At 52.2% G+C, this 17,833-nt stretch carries 16 protein-coding genes, 1 tRNA gene and 1 pseudogene; 5 read left to right on the plus strand and 13 right to left on the minus strand.

The window, feature by feature from the left end; translation table 11 throughout:
• Positions 1 to 42 precede the first annotated feature (42 nt).
• Both RAL91_RS16410 and RAL91_RS16415 read left to right on the plus strand, forming a co-directional pair.
• On the plus strand, positions 43 to 1,308 hold the full coding sequence (locus RAL91_RS16410) for a TRAP transporter large permease subunit (RefSeq protein ID WP_371932552.1): 1,266 nt from the start codon (positions 43 to 45) through the stop codon (positions 1,306 to 1,308).
• Positions 1,309 to 1,311: 3 nt separating this feature from the next.
• Positions 1,312 to 2,506, plus strand: a pseudogene (locus tag RAL91_RS16415) (mandelate racemase/muconate lactonizing enzyme family protein).
• A gap of 26 nt (positions 2,507 to 2,532) precedes the next feature.
• On the opposite strand, the gene guaA reads toward RAL91_RS16415, so the two are convergent.
• The 7 genes from guaA to RAL91_RS16450 form a co-directional block, all read right to left on the minus strand.
• On the minus strand, positions 2,533 to 4,089 hold the full coding sequence (gene guaA / locus RAL91_RS16420; protein ID WP_306257337.1) for a glutamine-hydrolyzing GMP synthase: 1,557 nt from the start codon (positions 4,087 to 4,089) through the stop codon (positions 2,533 to 2,535).
• Between the two features lie 98 nt (positions 4,090 to 4,187).
• Positions 4,188 to 4,955: an IclR family transcriptional regulator gene (locus RAL91_RS16425; RefSeq protein WP_306262971.1), complete on the minus strand. Its 768-nt coding sequence runs from the start codon at positions 4,953 to 4,955 to the stop codon at positions 4,188 to 4,190.
• 81 nt (positions 4,956 to 5,036) lie between these two features.
• A complete protein-coding gene (locus RAL91_RS16430) occupies positions 5,037 to 6,101 on the minus strand; it encodes an arylsulfotransferase family protein (RefSeq protein WP_306257338.1) in 1,065 nt (354 codons plus the stop codon).
• 13 nt (positions 6,102 to 6,114) lie between these two features.
• On the minus strand, positions 6,115 to 7,719 hold the full coding sequence (locus tag RAL91_RS16435; RefSeq protein ID WP_306257339.1) for a sulfatase: 1,605 nt from the start codon (positions 7,717 to 7,719) through the stop codon (positions 6,115 to 6,117).
• Between the two features lie 36 nt (positions 7,720 to 7,755).
• Entirely contained in the window at positions 7,756 to 9,258 is a 1,503-nt protein-coding gene (locus RAL91_RS16440) for a tripartite tricarboxylate transporter permease (protein WP_306257340.1), read from the minus strand.
• Between the two features lie 9 nt (positions 9,259 to 9,267).
• Positions 9,268 to 9,735, minus strand: a complete 468-nt coding sequence (locus RAL91_RS16445; RefSeq protein ID WP_306257341.1) for a tripartite tricarboxylate transporter TctB family protein — start codon at positions 9,733 to 9,735, stop codon at positions 9,268 to 9,270.
• A gap of 188 nt (positions 9,736 to 9,923) precedes the next feature.
• Positions 9,924 to 10,799 carry a tripartite tricarboxylate transporter substrate binding protein gene (locus RAL91_RS16450; RefSeq protein WP_306262972.1) on the minus strand — a complete coding sequence of 292 codons (876 nt, stop codon included), beginning with the start codon at positions 10,797 to 10,799 and terminating at the stop codon, positions 9,924 to 9,926.
• Positions 10,800 to 11,099: 300 nt separating this feature from the next.
• On the opposite strand from RAL91_RS16450, the gene RAL91_RS16455 reads away from it, so the two are divergent.
• Entirely contained in the window at positions 11,100 to 11,522 is a 423-nt protein-coding gene (locus RAL91_RS16455) for an MAPEG family protein (RefSeq protein ID WP_306257342.1), read from the plus strand.
• Positions 11,523 to 11,700: 178 nt separating this feature from the next.
• A complete protein-coding gene (locus RAL91_RS16460; RefSeq protein WP_306257343.1) occupies positions 11,701 to 12,978 on the plus strand; it encodes an O-acetylhomoserine aminocarboxypropyltransferase in 1,278 nt (425 codons plus the stop codon).
• Between the two features lie 97 nt (positions 12,979 to 13,075).
• Here the strand turns inward: RAL91_RS16460 and RAL91_RS16465 are convergent, their stop codons facing one another.
• Positions 13,076 to 13,669, minus strand: a complete 594-nt coding sequence (locus RAL91_RS16465) for a M48 family metallopeptidase (protein WP_306257344.1) — start codon at positions 13,667 to 13,669, stop codon at positions 13,076 to 13,078.
• Between the two features lie 239 nt (positions 13,670 to 13,908).
• On the opposite strand from RAL91_RS16465, the gene RAL91_RS16470 reads away from it, so the two are divergent.
• Positions 13,909 to 13,998 (plus strand) — tRNA-Ser (locus RAL91_RS16470).
• Between the two features lie 175 nt (positions 13,999 to 14,173).
• Here RAL91_RS16470 and RAL91_RS16475 read toward each other — a convergent pair.
• The 5 genes from RAL91_RS16475 to RAL91_RS16495 all read right to left on the minus strand — a co-directional run bounded on the left by RAL91_RS16475 (position 14,174) and on the right by RAL91_RS16495 (position 17,831).
• Positions 14,174 to 15,808, minus strand: coding sequence for a recombinase family protein (locus RAL91_RS16475; protein ID WP_306257345.1), 1,635 nt, complete (start codon positions 15,806 to 15,808; stop codon positions 14,174 to 14,176).
• Complete coding sequence (locus tag RAL91_RS16480) at positions 15,805 to 16,176, minus strand: hypothetical protein (protein WP_306257346.1); 372 nt, start codon at positions 16,174 to 16,176, stop codon at positions 15,805 to 15,807. The genes RAL91_RS16475 and RAL91_RS16480 overlap by 4 nt, the downstream gene beginning before the upstream one ends.
• 160 nt (positions 16,177 to 16,336) lie before the next feature.
• Positions 16,337 to 16,672 carry a hypothetical protein gene (locus RAL91_RS16485; protein ID WP_306257347.1) on the minus strand — a complete coding sequence of 112 codons (336 nt, stop codon included), beginning with the start codon at positions 16,670 to 16,672 and terminating at the stop codon, positions 16,337 to 16,339.
• A gap of 12 nt (positions 16,673 to 16,684) precedes the next feature.
• Positions 16,685 to 17,302, minus strand: a complete 618-nt coding sequence (locus RAL91_RS16490; RefSeq protein ID WP_306257348.1) for a hypothetical protein — start codon at positions 17,300 to 17,302, stop codon at positions 16,685 to 16,687.
• Between the two features lie 22 nt (positions 17,303 to 17,324).
• A complete protein-coding gene (locus RAL91_RS16495; RefSeq protein ID WP_306257349.1) occupies positions 17,325 to 17,831 on the minus strand; it encodes a hypothetical protein in 507 nt (168 codons plus the stop codon).
• Positions 17,832 to 17,833 lie beyond the last annotated feature (2 nt).

Consider the following 17,833-nt stretch of genomic DNA (forward strand, 5'->3'; position numbering starts at 1 on the left):
GGCTCGTTTCAGTCGCTCGGCATTGAGGGCGGCACATTTTTGATGTTCGCCATGCTGTTGTGTCTCTTGGTGACCGGCATTCCGCTGGCCTATGTCACGCTTCTTGTCGCGCTCATTTTCGCGCTTGGCTGGTTTGGCCCAATGGTGGTGCCGTTGATCACCAGCCGTGTTTACTCGTTTGTCTCCTCCTTCGTATTTGTCTCGGTGCCAATGTTCGTGTTGATGGCAGCGATCCTGGACCGATCCGGCATCGCGCGTGACTTGTTTGATGCCATGCGCCTTGTCGGCGGTCGGCTGCGCGGCGGCGTTGCCATTCAAACCATTGTCGTTGCAGTTATCCTGGCAGCGATGAGCGGCATCATCGGCGGAGAAGTTGTGCTGCTGGGCCTCGTTGCCTTGCCGCAAATGCTGCGCCTTGGATATGACAAGCATCTGGCCATTGGCGTTGTCTGCGCCGGTGGCGCGCTTGGCACCATGGTGCCGCCATCGATTGTTTTGATCATCTATGGCCTGACTGCAAATGTCTCCATTGGCGACTTGTTCACCGCTTCGTTTTTACCTGGTCTTATGCTGGCCGGATTTTATGTCGCTTACGTCCTCATCCGCGCCCATTTGAACCCGTCGCTTGCACCGGTTCCCGAGCAAGATGACGAAGTGCCCATGAGCGAAAAACTGCGCCTGCTCAAAGGTCTGTTCCTGCCACTATTGGTGGTCGCCTGTGTTCTGGGCTCAATTTATGGCGGTATCGCCAGCATCACCGAAGCATCCGCAGTCGGGGTTGCCGGTGTATTGCTATCGACTGTGATACGCGGCGAGTTTTCCATCGCCTTGCTGAAAGGCGCAGCCCTTCAAACACTGCAAACCGTTGGCATGATTGTCTGGATCGGTATTGGCGCGAGCGCACTCGTTGGCGTCTTCAACCTCATGGGCGGGATCAATTTTGTCTCAGAATTGATCACCGGTATATCCGAAGACCGGCTGTTAATCCTGCTGTTCATGATGCTCATTCTATTTGTGCTGGGCATGTTCCTGGATTGGGTGGGTATCGCGCTTTTGACCATGCCGATCTTCGTCCCCATCATCACGGACCTTGGCTATGATCCGGTCTGGTTCGGCGTGGTATTCTGCATGAATATGCAGGTCTCGTTCCTGTCGCCGCCCTTTGGGCCCGCTGCGTTTTATCTAAAAAGCGTGGCGCCGCCTGACATCTCTTTGGCCACAATCTTCAGATCGCTTCTGCCCTTCATCGGCTTGCAGATTTTGGCGCTGGCGATGCTGATCACATTCCCTGGCATCACAGGGCGCTAAGATATGAAAATCACAGCAATAAAGACGCTCCGGCTTGATGAGTTTGCCAATATCATCTGGGTGGTGGTCGAGACAGATGAAGGCCTGATCGGGCTTGGCGAGACCTTTTTTTGGGGCGTCCGCTGTGGAAGCTTACATCCACGATTGGTGCGCCCCGCGACTGCTCGGCAAAAATCCAATGCACCTTCAGGACTGTATCAATCAGCTGGGCGATTATATTGGCTGGCGCGGTGCGGGTGTTGAGACACGTGCCTATTCTGCCCTAGACATTGCGCTGTGGGATTTGTTTGCCAAAGCAATAAATCTGCCGCTGGCCGACGCGCTGGGCGGGAGGTCTCGCGATGCAATCCGCACCTACAACACCTGCGCTGGCTATAAATATGTCCGCAACCACCAAGGCCAAACGGTTGAAAATTGGAACGCCGGTGAGAGCGACGGACCATATGAGGACCTTGAGGCCTTTCTGACAGATGCTGGCACCCTAGCAAAATCACTGCTTGATGACGGCATAAAAGCCATGAAAATTTGGCCCTTCGATATCGCCGCAGAACGCTCAGGTGGCTTTGATATTACACCGCAGGAATTACGTACCGCTCTCAAACCGTTTGAACAGATACGAGACGCAGTCGGCGATGAAATGGATATCATGGTTGAATTCCACTCATTGTGGTCACTGCCCATGGCAAAGCGGCTGGCGCAAGAGTTGGTCCCTTTCAAGACCTATTGGCATGAAGATCCGTTTCGGCTGGATACGCCGGGCGACCTGGCCGAGTATGCGACAGCGTGTAAAACCTGGATTTGTGCATCTGAAACCTTGAATGGCACTGCCGCCTTTCGCGCCTTTCTGGAAACCGGTGTTGCGGGCGTTGTCATGCTGGATTTATCATGGTGTGGCGGTGTCACCGAAGCGCGCAAGATTGCCGGGATGGCCGAGGCCTACAAAGTACCTGTCGCGCCGCATGACTGCACTGGGCCTGTGGTTTACGCCGCGTCCTCCCATCTGTCGATGCACCTGAAAAACGCACTGATTCAGGAAAGCGTCCGCGCTTTTTATACTGGGTGGTATCCAGAATTGGCACAGGGCGTGCCGACCGTCGAACGAGGTATGATCAAACTGAGTGAAGCCCACGGTCACGGCATCGTATTGAAAGACGCTCTCTGGTCACGCAAAGACGCGAGCATACGCAGGACAGCATGATTGCGGTGCTCACAACATGCCTGAGCTCATTCCCACTCAATCGTGCCGGGCGGTTTTGAGGTAATATCATAAACCACACGATTGATGCCCCTCACCTCATTGATGATCCGGGTCGCGGCACGGCCCAGAAAATTCATATCATAGTGGTAAAAATCGGCGGTCATTCCGTCCACTGATGTAACCGCACGCAAGGCACAAACGGATTCATAAGTTCGGCTATCGCCCATAACGCCAACGGTCTGCACCGGAAGCAAAACGGCAAATGCCTGCCAGATCGTATCGTACAGGCCTGCTTTGCGGATTTCATCCAGATAGATCGCATCCGCCTGACGCAATATGGCCAGTTTTTCCCGTGTCACACCACCAGGGCAGCGAATGGCAAGGCCCGGACCGGGAAACGGATGGCGCCCGACAAAACTGTCCGGCAGGCCTAATTCGCGACCAAGCGCCCTCACCTCATCCTTGAACAATTCACGCAGCGGTTCGACGAGCTGCATATTCATGCGCTCTGGCAAACCGCCGACATTGTGATGCGATTTGATGGTGACCGACGGTCCGCCGCTAAACGAAACACTTTCAATCACATCGGGATAGAGCGTGCCCTGCGCCAGAAAGTCTGCCCCGCCAATAGCCTCGGCCTCTTCCTCAAATACTTCAATGAACAGGCGTCCAATGGTTTTGCGCTTCGTCTCCGGGTCTCCTTCCCCTTCCAGCGCATCAATAAAGCGGTCTGACGCATCAACAAGCTTCAAATTCAGATCATAATGCTCACCAAACATGGCCACCACATCAGCCGCCTCGTCCTTACGCATCAGACCATGGTCAACCAGAATACAATTCAGCTGATCGCCAATGGCTTCATGAATCAGCAACGCAGCAACCGATGAATCCACACCGCCTGACAACGCGCAGATCACACGCTTATCGCCCACCTGATCCCGAATGGTCTGCACCGCACGTTCGCGATAGCCGGCCATGCTCCAATTGGTTTCAAGACCAACGATCTTGTGCACAAAATTCGACAGAAGCTTGCCGCCATCCGGCGTATGCACCACTTCGGGGTGGAACATCACGCCATAATATTTCCTGGCTTCATTGGCATAAGCTGCATAGGGTGCCCCTTCGGACACGGCCAGAACCTCAAAACCTTCCGGCAATGAAATGACCCGGTCTCCATGGCTCATCCAGACCTGATGGCTGCTGCCGGTTTCCCAGACGCCATCAAACAACGGAGAAGCCTTTTTGACATCGACAAAGGCGCGACCAAACTCGCGATGATCCGACCCTTCCGCCTGACCACCAATCTGCACACACATGGTCATCTGACCATAGCAAATGCCAAGTATTGGCACGCCACTATCGAAGACAATATCAGGTGCACGGGGAGAATCGATTTCCGATGTCGATGCTGGGCCTCCTGACAAAATCACGCCTTTCGGCTGCATCCGTTCAAAGGCATCTTCTGCCGCCTGAAATGGAGCAATTTCACAATAAATACCGGCCTCGCGTACCCGCCTTGCAATAAGCTGGGTTACCTGAGAGCCGAAATCGACGATCAATATGGAATCTGGATGTGTTGTCATGACAAGCGATTACCGGATCACGCTAAACCGCGCAAGTTGCTGCGCTGCAAAAGGCTTGGTGAAAAGCGAAAAGACCGCTTTGAATGCCTTCCGAATAACTAGTCGCAAATACTGAGATTGGTTTCGATCTTTGATCGGCACTCCAGAAGAGGTTCTTTGAACCTGGAGATAAAAGTCTGATCAGGATCTGCCGAAGACGGCCACCAGATGTTAATTGCACCGATAATGACACTGCCGGCCCTGATTGCGACCGCAAAGGAGGTCTCGCCGCTACGTTCCAGAACCGGACCGGCAAAGCTGCGTTCGCGTTCAGCATATCCGCGCTCCGAGGCCTCATCAATAATGTGATCCAATGGACGCTTCAGCCAACCAATCTGGCTCTTCCATTCGCCTTCGGCTTTCAGTTCGTCATATATCGTCTGGCGTTCTTCCGGCGGCATTGCCGCAAGCAACGCCCGACCCACCGACGACAGCAGCATGGGCGCATTTCGACCAATACGGCTCCACCGCAAGTGAAACGGAGAGGATGGTCGGCTTGATTCAATCATCACCATCTGCCGTCCTTCATGGATAAACAGATCTGACGGCCAGGAAATTTTCTTCACCAGCCAATCCATCGGTTGGGACGCGGCACTGAGGAGAACTGTGGCGTAGGAGCCACTGGGTGACGCGGCGATCAACGGTGCCCCGAAAAATTTCTTGTTGGATCGGTTACGGAATACAAACCCGCTGCGTAACAACTCCGCAACGATCCTGTGGACGACAGCTTTCGACAGGCCCGTGGCCTCTACAATCGCACTGAAGGTCACACCTTCACTACGTGCGATAAAATCAAGAACACTCAGACCACGAGCGAGACTTCGCATCACCGACAATTCCCTGGCGTAATTCTAATAACTATTAAATCATAGAAAAGAGACCACCGCCCCGCCAGCAGTTTGAAACACTCAGTTAGATCCAAGTCGCCCTCTGATTTGCGCAGAATCTGCTGCATAACGATAGGCCCGGAAGACCGAATTGGACTCCCCTCCCATGAAAGAACCAAACCATGGCGCCACGAACTCCCACACAATATTGCCACTGGGAGTAACCTCGAATATGCGCCCGTTCAAACCTTCGCATATCAAAGTGTTTCCGCTCCAAAGCCTCTGAGCGCCGCTAATGTTAGGACTGAAAAAAGTGTGTGGCGGCGCGCCCTTATATGTCCAGACTTCCCGCCCGGATTCCGGATCAAATTCAACAACCCGGGAAAATGGTACGCCGCCCGGCACGTGCAATCCATTTGCAAACAGAAGAATGTTTCCGTTCTGAAGCATCGTGCAATCATGCTGCTGCCCCCAACTGTCATCCTGATGATGCCAAACCAGTTGCGAGGTCGCTTTTTCAATAATTGCAATGCAACTGTTTTTGCGAAAGCTCACCATAAAATCGCCGTCTGGCAATTCCGTCACCGCATTGGTGTGGAGGAACTCTTTTCTCGTGCTCATGGCGTGCAACGGAAACTTTTCAATTTGCATGCCGGAATGCGTGTGCCATTCCCAAACGGTCTCTCCGCCAGGCGTAACCTCGCGCAGGAAGTCTCCCCAGATAACACCCTGATCATCTTCTGTACCCGGTTCGGCACCTCGAACACGAAGCGCAGCCTCTTCAGGCATTTGTTCCCATCCCAGATAAACCGTGTTTCCGTTCGAAAGCCGTCTGAAATCATGGTGCTGGCGATCATCGGCATGTTCCCAGATAATGTCGCCTTCCCAACTGTATTCGCGCAACAGGCCACCTTTGCCGCCAACTGGCCGAGGGCCATCGGGTGTTTCGCCCGACCACAGCAAATTGCCGTTTTCCAGTAGATAGGCATAGTTTCCGGGAACGAACGGGTGTGACCAGGAATGAACTACTTCGCCCCTCATATCGACAAGATAGGTCTGTTGGGTATGAAGCGGGCTGATCAGGGTAAAGCCATCAGTCGCCCGGCTCCTGTCGTGTTCCCAAAGACCCGTCGTTCTCTGACGCATGGCTCCACTCTTTCTAGGCTACATGTGTGGGTCGGGGCGCGGTATCACCGAGGCGGATCATCTCTCGAAGCATTAACTCCATCAGTTCGGCACGGGGCTGCGCATGGGTAGGCGAATTCCAAAGGTTTTCGGTCTCATCTGGATCAAGTTCACGATCGAAAAGCTCCCCGTAATCCATGCCATCGAACAGGCTTAATCTCCATCTTCCGGTCACGAAGGTGCGCGTCCGCATGCCCTCGTTTCTGCCAAGATGGATGCCCAATTCGTCCTCTTCCACCAGCATGCCCTGACGGGATGCCAATTCGTTGGAGCCGGTTGCAGATATGATATCCATACCCTGGGATCCGTTTTGAGGTGCCAATCCTGCACGCGCCAGTATCGTTGTGCCAATATCAATGGTGCCGCCCAGTTGTTGGCTGACGCTGGCGCCCGGTTCGTCAGGCTCAGACCAGATAAAGGGGACACGCAAAACCCCATCGTAGTGAAGCCCGTGCTTCAACATCAATCCATGATCTCCCATGAAATCACCATGGTCACTGGTAAAAATTACAATTGTATTTTCATCAAGGCCGCGCGCCCGCAATCCTTCCAGAACACGCCCAATAGCATCATCAACCATGGTTATCATTCCGTAGGTCAAGGCTATGATCTGCCGGGTCGCTTCAGCGTCGGTCGTCACAAAGGGTCTGGGTCCTGCATCGTCAGCTTTGTCATTGATTGTGTCAGACCGCAACGCCGTGAGAAACGGATGCTCATCCTTTCCAACAGTCTTGAAAGTGTCAGGAAGCGGCATGTCATCGGGATCGTATAAATCAAAGTAACGTCCCGGAGGCGTGAACGGATGATGCGGATCGGGAAAGGAGCACTGAATGAAAAAAGGCTGGCTCCCATCCCCTTTTGCCAACTCATCAAGAAACGAGAGTGTTTCATCCGCCACGTAGCTGGTTGGATAAAGCTCTTCAGGTATTGCGGTGCGCCAGGCCTGCGGCGCTCGCAAACCCGGCGATTTCAGGGCTGCATCCGGGCCGCGCAAGGCTTCCGGATTGGTGTGCCTGTCCTGAAGCCAGCGGTCATAATGGCCATGCACCTGATCTCCATGCCCATTTGCAAAGCGCACATGATCAAATCCGTAATAGGGAAGACTGATCTCCCGATCCGGATTTTCAGCCCACTGCTTCATCATCTCAGCCTCATATGCCGGCCCAGTCCTCCGCTCGCGAACGGCATCACAAAGATATTCTGGTGGCTCGGCCAGATTGAACTTTTGCCGGCTGGCATCATGGCTTACGGCACGGCCCGTCATGTTCTGAAGGTGACTCTTGCCGATCAGGCCGGTCTTGTAACCTGCAGATCGCAGCAAATCGACAAATGTCACGGCTTCAAGATCAAGTGGAATACCATTATGCCGCGACCCGTTCGTACCGGGCATTCGGCCCGTCATCATGTCAATGCGGTTTGGCATACAGATTGGACATGCCACATAAAACTTGTCAAAGCGCCGCCCACGCTCTGCAATCCCGTCAATGTTGGGGGTTTGAACAATCGGATTACCATAACAACCCAAATGGTCGGCCCGATGCTGATCGGTCATGAACAGAAGAAAATTCGGTTGGCGCATGAGCTGACTTTCAGATCTGATGATATTTGAATTTCGTTATGGTTTTTTGGGCTGCCTGCCCACCTCGGTCCGGAAGTGTTTTCGGCCAATCAAGTATGTCAGGCCAATGGCAATCAGAATTGCAATGGCTGCCAGGGGGACAGGCGTCATCAATAATTCAAGCCAGTTGCCACGCGCGGTCCCTGCCGCAGTTCGCAACCGTTCTTCTGCCAACGGCGCAAGAATGAAACCGATAACAAACGGTGCGAGTGGAAACCGGAACCACGACATGAAAAGACCAAGCACACCAAAGGCAAACATAATTGCGGTGTCTTCAACCCGGTTATTTGTCGAGATAACACCTACGGTGCACATCATGAGTACAAGAGGAACCAACAGATATTTGGGCACTGAGAGAACCGAGCGAAGGTAGCGCACAGACAAAACCATCACGAACAAGGTGACAATATTAGCGACCAGATAGGTTGAAATAATCCCGTAAAACACTTCCGGATGCTCTGAAACAAGAAGCGGCCCGGGCTGGATCTGGTGCAAAATGAGTGCTGCCATCAGCAACACATCCTGACCCGATCCCGGAATACCCAATGCGATCATTGGTACAAGCGCGCCACCAACTGTTGCGTTGTTTCCGCTTTCCGAGGCCACGAGAGCCTCTTCACTGCCGTGACCAAACTCTTCACGGTTTTTGGACAGTCCTTTTGCCGCTGAATAAGCGACAATTGCACCAATATTTGCACCTATGCCTGGCATGAGCCCAATGACTGTGCCGATGAGAGACGATCTGATCAAATTGCCGAAATGGCGGAATGGTCGCCCAAGCTCGTGTAGAATTTCCGGGAGCCGCGCTGAAGCCTGCTGCACAACAGGCCGCTCATCACTTGAATCAACCAGCATCTGCCGCACTGCAAACGCGCCAATCAGAACCGCCAAAAGGTCAAAACCGTTCGACAGCGAGGGAACTCCGAACGTAAACCGGTTTGTCGCTGAAATACTGTCGAAACCAACCAGAGCCAGACTGATACCAAGAGCACCGGAAATAAGAGACTTGAGCACAGATTCCTGCCCTGCAAATGCAATCAGGATCAGGCCGAGCGCGATGAAAACGAAGTAATCAAAGCTTTGAAGTTGTGATGCCAGGCGTGCCAATGGCGCTGACAGTCCCGCCAAAACCAGCCAGGACACAATGCCCCCAAACAAAGAGGCCATAATCCCAATAGAAAGCGCTCGTGCGGCAAACCCTTTTCTTGCCATTGCGTTGCCGTCAATCGCCGTCATGACAGCTGCTGGCGTCCCCGGCACACCAATCAAAACAGCCGATGACAGGCCACCTGTAACACCACCCACATAAATGCCGATCAGCAAGACTTGGGCGAGCAGATTATCCATTGCAAAAGTTGCGGGTAGGACCAGCGCCATCAACATGCCGCCACCCAGCCCTGGAATAGCGCCGACAATAACCCCGGCAACAACGCCGATGATGCAGTAAAGCATCGGCATCGGCTCAACCATGTAGGCAAGAGAATTAAGAAGGTCGTTCATACCCACTCACTAAGGAAGGTTGACGAAAAGGATGCTGCGGAATGTGTAAGAGATCGCAGAAACTGCCAGCACGGCCGTCACGCCCAAAATGATGAGCGATTTGGCGCGTAAAGGAGCCAAAACGGCACCCGCGGACAGTACAAAAAAGAGCGAAGCCACCTCAAAATTTGCCAATCCTGAGATAAGAACGAACACATAGATACCCAGAAACAGGACAATGAGACTTTGACGAAAAAATTCCGGTGCCAGCAACCTATTCAGCTGATGAACGTCACCCGCAGCCTCGGTGTTCTGAAAATGCCTAAACACTGCCACACACAACAGCATGGCTGACAAAACCCCCATCATCATAACAGCAAGCTTTGGAAAAAAACCTGGCCCCAGCAAATCGTAGCCGGGATTTTCAATCAAGGTAGCGCACCAGTACATCAATGCGGAGAAGACCGTCAGCAACGCGCCTGAAACAATATCACGCATCTTTAGTTCCCCTCCTCAGCCAACCAACGCCACTCGGCCACTCGCAAGAACACATTTGTGAATGACGCTTCAAATGACCCGACATCAAAAAAATGGACCCGCCGAAAACCAGGATAGCAAGTCAGCAGGTTTAAGGCAGCAACACAGGAGGAGCCGACCGAATAGCCCCGGTCGGCTCCTCCAAGATTTTATTTTTTGACCAAGCCAAAGCGCTCAAACGCAGATCGGCGCTCATCGTTCATTTCTTTTGAGAACTTTGCGAGCTCTGCGCCTGTCAAAAGCGCTGATGGCATATTGGTTTGCTTCATCAACTCATCACGTTTTGCCGGATCGGAAAAAGCCTCGGTAAATATGCCGCTCCAATAGTCCTTGATCTCCTGAGGCATATCCTTGCGACCCCACAAATAACCGTAGGCACAGCTTGTCCGGGGGGTCTGGAACCCCTGTTCACCCATTGTGCTGAGTTCAGACAAAGACGGATGCCGTTCACTTCCGTACCAGGCCAAAGCAGTAACATCACCTGCGCGCACCTGAGAGCCGATTTCCGTTGGCGAGTTATCAATCAGATCAATTTCACCGGATATCAACGCCTGACGACTGGCCGCACCACCACCGCCAACCGATACAAGATTAAGATCAATTCCAAGTTCCTCCTCCAGTCGCAGCATATTTATGTGCGACAGCGACCCGATATTGATGGCAGCATTGATCTCATTTGGATGCTCAGTTGCGTAAGCCTGCAACTCTGTAAGGTTTGTATAAGGCGCGTCCCCGCCAGCAAACAGACCAAGACAGAACTGGGCAACGCGCGCAACTGGCTCCATCTGATCGAGAAGCTCAAATCCAAGCAACCCCATTGCGCTGGTTTGAAAAGGTGCGTCGTGAATAAAGAGAAATGTGTATCCATCTGCTGGTTGTTCGGCCACGAACCGTGTCCCCGCAACCGTTCCCGCGCCCGGCATCGTTGTTACATTGATAGGTTGTGGAATATCGCCCTGAATGATGTTCAGCGTTGACAAGGCGAGATTGTGAATGCCTCCACCAGCCTTATTCGGCGCTCGCACTTGTTGCAAACAAAACCAATGCCCCGACTAGGATGGCCATTTTCTTACGCATTTGAGTTCCTCCCATTATGGATTTCGAATTGATATTCGACTTGAGGCAACTAATGCTTATCCCCTCTTGAAACACCATCGAAATACCCGACAGTTCCGCTGGGCGGAACTTTCACCACTCGGTGCGCGCGTAACTTGGTCGTGTCCCCTGTTCCTGTTCTGCTCATGAGTTAAACAGGAAGGAGCTATCCGAAGACATAATTCAACCGTATATAGAAATCAGTAGAATCAAGGCAGATAGGAAACACAGTGAACACCCCCTTTGACCCGGCCGCCATTGCTGCCATTGGTATTTATACAGCCCTGTGTGCTTTTATCCTGATCTGGCTGGGAAACAGCACGGGGTCTTTGCGCCGAAAACATCGTATTTCGCTTGGGGATGGCGGCAACAAGCATCTGATACGCACAATGCGCGGTCATGCAAATGCCGCAGAAAACATTCCGATCACGCTGATCATGCTGGCAATTGCCGCGATGATTGGCACACCGGTGTTTGTTTTGCACATTCTTGGCATTCTATTCGTCCTAGGCCGTATCCTTCATGCGTGGCACTTCATTCAGGATGATGCACCGGGCTGGCAACGCTTTATTGGCTTTGGCCTGTCGGCACTGGTCACGCTTGTCTTGGCGTTGGGCCTGGCCGGGCACGGTGTCTGGCTTATTTTCCGTTAACCCCACATTCCAGCTTCAATTCCTGCTTTACGGTGTGGATTAAAACTGATTTTTCCTGCTTGGCGGTTTTCGCGGCAACGCTTTGTTTGCCAGCCATGGCAAAAATCCGCTATGACAGCCGCCCAGAGGATTAAACTGAGCACTAAATAAACACTGATCAACGAACCGAGGAACGTCCATGTCTGAAAACGGCCCATCATTTGACACGCTTGCAGTTCATGCAGGTGCCAAGCCCGACCCGACCACCGGTGCACGCGCAACCCCAATCTACCAGACCACAGCTTTTGTGTTTGAAGATGTCGACCATGCTGCCAGCCTGTTTGGCTTGCAGGCATTCGGAAACATCTACACACGCATCACAAACCCCACGACAGCTGTTCTGGAAGAGCGCGTTGCGGCCCTTGAAGGCGGCACTGCAGGACTTGCCGTGGCATCTGGACACTCCGCTCAATTGCTGGTGTTCCACACATTGATGCAGCCCGGCGATGAAATTGTTGCAGCCAATAAACTCTATGGTGGCTCCATCAACCAGATGAACCACTCGTTCAAGAATTTCGGCTGGAACGTCGTGTGGGCAGATTCAGATGATCTGTCGTCTTTTGAAAATGCAATTACACCAAAAACCAAAGCCATTTTCATCGAGAGCCTTGCCAATCCCGGCGGCGTGGTGACCGATATTGAAGCCATCAGCAAGATTGCGAAACGTGCAGGCGTTCCGCTGATTGTCGATAACACCATGGCAACCCCCTACCTGTGCCGCCCTTTTGAGCATGGCGCAGACATTGTTGTGCACTCGCTGACAAAATTCCTCGGTGGTCACGGCAATTCCATGGGCGGTGCCATCGTGGATGGCGGTACATTCGACTGGATGCGTGAAGGCCGCTACCCGATGCTCAGCGAGCCACGTCCTGAATACAACAACATGGTTATTGGTGAAGTTTTTGGCAATTTCGCCTTTGCAATTGCCTGCCGCGTACTTGGCCTGCGAGATTTGGGTCCCGCAATTTCGCCAACCAATTCCTTCAACATCCTGACCGGCATTGAAACCTTGAGCCTGCGCATGCAGCGCCATTGTGAAAATGCCCTGAAAGTGGCTGAATTCCTGTCGAACCACCCGAAAATTGCATGGGTCTCCTATGCAGGCCTGCCGGGTGATCGCTATCACCAGCTCCAGCAGAAATACATGCCAAAGGGCGCAGGCGCAGTGTTCACCTTCGGTGTAACCGGTGGCTATGATGCCGGCGTAGCCATGGTCGGAAAAGTCGAGCTTCTGTCTCACCTTGCCAATATTGGCGATACCAGAAGCCTGATCATTCACCCGGCTTCCACAACCCATCGCCAATTGTCCGACGAGCAGAAAAAAGCTGCGGGTGCTGGTCCCGACGTGGTGCGCGTGTCTATCGGCATCGAAGATCCGGCAGACATCATTGCAGATCTGGAACAGGCCCTCGCCTGATCTGATCTCAAGCAGTCACAAGAAGGCCGTGGCGCTGTATCCCAGCGCCACGGCCTTTTTTTAGGTAATCAAGTCTGACTGTGAATGCCGACAGGCATTAATAAGTGCTGGCGTTCTTCATAGCCATGACCAGAGCCGTATGCGCCCAGGTGCCCTTGCCGCCTCGTGCTTCAATTTCCAGAAGCTGATCACGAGCCGCATTGCGCTGGTTCTGCTGCAAATAGGCCTGACCCATATAGGAGCGCGCCAGAATGTAATCCGGGTCGCGCTTCAGCGCTTCCTTGTAATATCCCATACCGACATCCATCCGGCCCGCCTTGCGGTTTGAAAAACCAAGATAGTTCAAGATACGCGGATCATCGGAGTTGCCGGCCAGCTGCAAAAGGTCAATCGCGTTCTCATACTGGCCGTCATAAGCCAATTCCCGCGCGGCATCATAGAGTGTGTCATCATCAAACATGCCTTGCTGGGCGGATACGCAGGTTTTGGTGTCCTTGTCCCACAGCTGCCCGTTCTTGCACTTTTGCGTTGTCTCAGTCGGCTTGGGTGGCTCGGAACTATCAGATCCGACTGCATTGGCCTGACCCAGCAGCAGGCCAAGTGCCAGAAGAGGAGCGCAAGACCAGGCAAGAAAGGTCTTGCCGGCAACATTCGGGAGGCGGGATGATGAGGAAGAAAGGAACTGCGTCATAATAAGCTCTCTGTTGGTTGTTGACGTTGGAACTACAAGGTCTACGGCGGGGCTTCAAAATAAGTTTCAAAAAAAGTTTCAGCGCTTCGGCAACTAGCAACTTGCCATGGCAATTGTTGGACGAACCAACGCGCCCGGCGCTCGGAAATCCGGCTGTGACCGCAACCGGACAACAAATTTGTGAATGGCACTGAGAAAACTCTTGCACTACCGCAACGCATCGCGCTATCCCCCGCGGTGGAGAGGTGGCCGAGTGGTTGAAGGCGCGCCCCTGCTAAGGGTGTAAGCGTGAAAGCGTTTCGAGGGTTCGAATCCCTTCCTCTCCGCCATTCACCCTTTTAAATCGTTGTTATATAAACGCGTTATTAGGTGGCCCGGAATTTAGCCCACATTTGAAGTCGCACTGTGCCGCACCAACCTGGGCCCGACTGCACGTCAAATTTGCCCTTTAGCCCAAATCAGCAACAATATGCCAAGATAGATGAGCGTCTGTCTCAGCCATTGTCATAGATGGAGTTGATACGAAAGGCCGCTTGCCTCGCTATTCGACACTGTCATTGGTAATGACGAGGTCGGGAGTTCAATCCTCCCCTGCGGCACCATCATATTTTTACCGCCCTGAGTTTGGCTTAACAGCTTGAAAGGTAAGGATGTTTTTGGTGTTCTATAACCTTCAATCCGGCGATACTCCAAACGGTCTGTAAATGCCAATCTTAGGACTGTTTTCTGCAGCATCAAATTGCCGGAATTCCATAGTTTCCAAGGGTTTGACAGGAATTTCAGGGAGAGTTCTAGAATTTGCTTTTTGCTCTTCTCCGGATGCTTGCTTTTGGCGAGTTTTTCAGCGGCTAAGAGCTTCTGGCGTTCCAGAGTCGCAATCTTATTTTCGTATGCGGCAACAACGGAACTGTTTTGCGTATTTACAATCCGGTCAAGAAAACTGTTGATTTCTTTGTCGATCTTTTTGGCTTCGCTGCGCAGACTCTCAACCAACTCATTGGCCTGCGTTCTGCGGTGTTCCCATAGTTTTTCGATTATGGCCTTCACCAAACGGAACAGGTTCTCCGTCGGGGTCATGGCTTTTAGGATATCTTCAAATAGACCTTCAACTTCAGCGCGCGGCAATGATTTGCCATACTCCGCACAGGTTTTGGTTTGGCAGAGGTAATAAGGGTATTCCTTATATTTCCCTTTCGACCAACCAGCCGTCAGAGGCTTTGAGCAAGAGCCGCATGCTACAAATCCGCGTAGTGGAAAATCTTCATTGATGTCTTTTCGCGCAGGTGCGTAAGTACCCGCTTGTAGCCGATGTAAGATTTTCTCGTGCGTCTCAAAAGAGATTATTCCTTCGTGCCGCCCCGGCCGTAAAGAAACATTCCAAGCTTTGGACTCAACATAACCCGCGTAAATCGACTTTTTCAAAAGACGCGTGACGGTCATCGGGCGGAGTTTTCCATTCGCCTTGTCCTTTGGATATTTGGGCTGGCTTTCAAGGAAGCGTTGTACTTCCGCTTGCATCGCAAACCGCCCCGATGCAAACCCCTCAAGCGCTTCCCGCAAAATTGACGCCTGAGGTTCGTCAAAAACAAGTTCTTTCCCTCCGTTTGGGGATTTCACATATTTGTAACCGACAGCCGCACGATTAACCCAAAAACCTTGCTCCATCCGCGCCTTCATTTTTTGCGATACTTGGCGGGCATTTTGTTCCCGTTCAAGCGTTCCCGTCGCGGCCAATATGGTCTCTAGAAACTTTCCTTCCGGCGTGTCTTCAAATTTGAAGTTCAGGCAGATGCGAATGGCATTGCGCTTTAGCATTTCACGTCGCAAGGCCAAGTGAAATTCGGTATCACGTGCATAGCGCTTGAGGTCATCAAAGATCACCAGATAACGTTTGTGTGGGTTCGCATCCAGATGCGCCAACAAATTGACCATGCCTGAGCGCTTCATGAAGTTACCGCCACCTGTCATCGTATCAGGAAAAACGGCTTCAACAGGGCACCCCAATTGCTGTGCCTCTTGGCGGCAACGATGCTCTTGAGTGTCTAGACCTGACCCGTCGTTTTCCTGTTTTTTGCCAGAAACCCGACAATATAGGAGGGCGGCGTCGGGTATGATTATTTTTTCGCTTGTTTGACTCATGGATGACCTCCTTCGCTTTCAGGCAACCCGTCTTTGTGCGCTCTACCTTCAAATTGTTGTCTTATTGAATTTTCCGATTCTATCAGACCAGCCAAATCCAGGGCAGAAATATGCCCCAATGTGCCTTTTTGCTCACAGGCTTGCTGCACTGGATGGGTGCCAAAGCCGAGATCAACAAAGGCAGTGACAATGTTGCATAAAATCTCGATGAATTCGCGTTTTTGATCGTCTGTCAGATCGCTAACTTCAAGCAAATGAGCGAATTCCTGCCAGTCCATTATCAGGGGGGAAAACTGTACCGCGTCATTCCCCGGTGCAGAGTGTGCCTCCGGTGATTTGTCCGAGTTTGGGGGGGTGTTCTGTTTCATGTCAACATGCCTCTCGATAAGTTAGTTTACTTGTTTGATCTCCTTTTCAATTCAAACAAAAGAGAACATAATAGGAACATTGTCCTATTAAATCAAGTAAAAACGGCGTAATATTGTTGCGTTTTCAGTTAGTTATGAAAATAAACCGTGCCGGGCGCGCTCACTCAGGCTTATCAATAAGCCCTTCGCCAAATTGCTCTTTGATACTGTGAAGTTCACCGATGGCGTGCAAAAGCAGCTCCCAGCGTAGGCACTGATTCATTGGCAAGTTCCCGGCAGGAAAACGATAATTAAGACACATTGCTTCGGCGCGTCCGATGTGACCCAGATCGTGCGTTTGCTCGTGTTCTATTCGGCGTACTGTATCGTGCGCCTCATTGAGATAGTGAACGGCGCTTTGACGTATCCCGAATAACTCCAGGTGAGATTGCGTCACTGGCAGGGTCATGTTTTTTCCGTGTGGCAAATCAACCTTGGCGAAGAAAATATCTCTCATGATGGTGTCTCCCTATTGCGACTGAGTGCGCGTTCGCCTTTGGGCTTGCCCGTCTTCTTTTCTTTCTCTTCGGCTGAAGGACCGTGCTTCAGGAGTATAATGCTGCTTCTCAGTCTCCTTGGCCCACTGGTAGAAGTCTTTTCCCTCTTTGGCTTTGAATGATTCTGCGATGACGCGTTTAGCGCCCGCTTCGCTAATCCCGAGATCTTGTGCGTAATCCACAGCCGCTTTATCCAGGGCGCGGTAGAGAGGGATGTCACCGTCTTCTATCCGTATGCCGATATTAATCGCGTAAGCATGCCCTTTGCTTTTTTCGAGGTCAGTGAGCGTTGCCTCTCTGTCCTGCAGGACCTTCAACGTCGCTTTCATGGTTAGGTCGTAACGCGAGGCATAGACATCCCTGATGATAATCTCGGCTTTCATGGCGTCGAAAGGTTGATGGCGGGCGAACGTTTGGGAAAAATCGGTGAGCACGTCCTTGAACTTGCCGGAATGCAATATCTCCCGGTGCGTGATTTCCGTGAGGTTCCAAACGACCTGAAACTGTGAACCTGTCAGGCTGCGGCCAGTCTTGCTCTCCATTGCGCGTTGAAAGCCAGCCATGTCGTTTTCCGTATTGGTGATGTTCATCTTGTTCTCCTTTGGCTTTTGATTAGCGGTCGCGGCTCAGTCTGCGAGACTGCCCGCGTGGTTGATTTTCCTTTTGATCTGCTTGGCGACGATCTGCGGAACGCTTGAATTCCTGCCTGCTTTTGTCGCGCTTTTCATTGCGCTCATGGACAACATCCAAAAAGCTGCCGAGCTCGGTTTTTTCCCGACCCTCAATTGAGCTCAAACGGCGGGCGTGGTCGTGTTGAACCTCGCGGTGCGCTTGGCGTTTTAAGCTCTGCTGATTGAACCGATCCGTCCCAAACAGCTTAAGAGTATGGTCTTTGGTTTTCGCGCCCGCTTTGTCGATGAGCGTTTTAAGCCGCTTTGCAACGCGGGCGTCATATTCGCCATAGTATTTTTGTGATGTGAGGCGCGTTTCGTTTTTGTAGCGGCTGGTAATTTCATTGGCCTTGTCCCAGTCTCCGGGCTGTCGCAAAATCTGCGCCTGCCTGCGCAAGGCGCGCAGTTCAAATTGCCGTTTTATGTCGTCTGAAGTATCAGAGCACATGC

Source organism: Pararhizobium sp. IMCC21322 (assembly GCF_030758295.1).
GTDB lineage: Bacteria > Pseudomonadota > Alphaproteobacteria > Rhizobiales.